This window comes from Pseudolysinimonas sp. (genome assembly GCF_031389465.1).
Classification (GTDB): Bacteria; Actinomycetota; Actinomycetes; order Actinomycetales; family Microbacteriaceae; genus Pseudolysinimonas_A.
This window is the reverse complement of the sequence record NZ_JANMSQ010000336.1, coordinates 1-1,850: the sequence shown is the minus strand read 5'-3', so window position 1 is coordinate 1,850 and position 1,850 is coordinate 1. Positions and strand designations below refer to the sequence as shown.

At 64.9% G+C, this 1,850-nt stretch carries 4 protein-coding genes; all 4 read left to right on the top strand.

Annotation, left to right across the window (positions count from 1 at the left end; genetic code table 11):
* Nucleotides 1–6: 6 nt before the first annotated feature.
* On the top strand, nucleotides 7–840 hold the full coding sequence (gene rplB, locus RMO30_RS12915; protein WP_309714213.1) for a 50S ribosomal protein L2: 834 nt from the start codon (nucleotides 7–9) through the stop codon (nucleotides 838–840).
* A gap of 14 nt (nucleotides 841–854) precedes the next feature.
* Entirely contained in the window at nucleotides 855–1,136 is a 282-nt protein-coding gene (gene rpsS / locus RMO30_RS12910) for a 30S ribosomal protein S19 (RefSeq protein ID WP_309714212.1), read from the top strand.
* The gene (rplV, locus tag RMO30_RS12905; protein WP_309714210.1) at nucleotides 1,129–1,494 is read left to right on the top strand and encodes a 50S ribosomal protein L22; all 366 of its coding nucleotides are present in this window, start codon (nucleotides 1,129–1,131) and stop codon (nucleotides 1,492–1,494) included. Before rpsS ends, rplV begins: the two co-directional genes overlap by 8 nt.
* On the top strand, nucleotides 1,494–1,850 hold a 357-nt coding region (gene rpsC / locus RMO30_RS12900; protein WP_309714208.1), incomplete at its 3' end, for a 30S ribosomal protein S3. The genes rplV and rpsC, both read left to right, overlap by 1 nt.

Below are 1,850 nucleotides of genomic sequence, written 5' to 3'. Positions count from 1 at the left end.
CTACTGATGGGTATCCGCAAGTACAAGCCGACGACTCCGGGTCGCCGCGGCTCCAGCGTTTCCGACTTCGCCGAGATCACTCGGTCGGAGCCGGAGAAGTCGCTGGTCCGTCCCTTGCACGGCAAGGGCGGTCGCAACTCCTACGGGCGTGTCACGACGCGTCACCAGGGTGGCGGTCACAAGCGCGCCTACCGGCTGATCGACTTCCGGCGGCATGACAAGGACGGCGTACCGGCGAAGGTCGCTCACATCGAGTACGACCCCAACCGCACCGCTCGCATCGCCTTGCTGCACTACGCCGACGGCGAGAAGCGCTACATCATCGCGCCCAACAAGCTGTCGCAGGGCGACGTGATCGAGAATGGCGCGTCGGCCGACATCAAGCCGGGCAACTCGCTGCCGTTGCGCAACATCCCGGTCGGTACCGTGATCCACGCGGTCGAGCTGAAGCCTGGCGGCGGCGCGAAGATCGCCCGGTCTGCCGGCGCCAGTGTGCAGTTGGTGGCCAAGGACGGTCCGTACGCCCAGCTGCGGATGCCGTCCGGTGAAATCCGCAACGTCGATCTGCGCTGCCGCGCCACGATCGGTGAGGTCGGCAACGCCGAACAGTCCAACATCAACTGGGGCAAGGCCGGCCGGATGCGGTGGAAGGGCAAGCGCCCGACCGTACGAGGCGTAGCCATGAACCCGGTCGACCACCCGCACGGTGGTGGTGAGGGTAAGACCTCCGGTGGTCGCCACCCGGTGTCGCCGTGGGGTCAGTCCGAAGGCCGCACCCGCCGTCGCAAGGCCAGCGACGCTCTCATCGTTCGCCGCCGCAAGACCAACAAGAAGCGTTAGGGGTTGACCACGCGATGCCACGCAGCCTGAAGAAGGGCCCGTTCGTCGACGACCATCTGCTCAAGAAGGTCGACGAGCAGAACGGCAAGGGCACCAAGACGGTCATCAAGACCTGGTCCCGACGCTCGACGATCATTCCGGACATGCTCGGTCACACGATGGCCGTGCACGACGGGCGCAAGCACGTCCCGGTGTTCGTGAGCGAAGGCATGGTCGGGCACAAGCTCGGCGAGTTCGCCCCGACGCGCACATTCAAGGGTCACATCAAGGACGAGCGGAGGGCGCGACGTGTCTGACACTCAAGCGCCCGGCGCACGCGCTCAGGCCAAGTTCGTCCACATCACGCCGATGAAAGCCCGGCGCGTTGTCGACCTCATCCGCGGGATGCAGGTCAACCAGGCGCTCAACGTGCTGAAGTTCGCGCCGCAAGCGGCGAGCGAGACTGTTTACAAGGTGTTCGCGAGCGTAGTGGCCAATGTTGAGCACAACAACCAGCTGCACGACAAAGAGAAGCTCTTTGTCAGTGAAGCGTTCGTGGACGAGGGTCCGACCGCCAAGCGGTTCCGCCCTCGTGCACAGGGACGTGCTTATCGAATCCGCAAGCGGACGAGCCACATCACGGTCGCCGTCGAGTTGAGGGAGAGGACCCGCTAGTGGGCCAGAAAGTTAACCCGCACGGGTTCCGACTCGGCATCACGACCGAGTGGAAGTCGCGCTGGTACGCAGACAAGCTGTACAAGGACTACGTCCGTGAGGACGTGGCGATTCGCCGCCTCATGGCCAAAGGCATGGAGCGCGCCGGAATTTCGCGCGTCGACATCGAGCGCACCCGTGAGCGGGTACGCGTCGACATCCACACCGCCCGTCCCGGCATCGTCATCGGACGGCGCGGCGCAGAGGCCGACCGCATCAGGACCGAGCTCGAGAAGCTGACCGCCAAGCAGGTCCAGCTCAACATTCTAGAGGTCAAGAATCCCGAGATCGACGCCCAGCTCGTCGCGCAGGGTGTC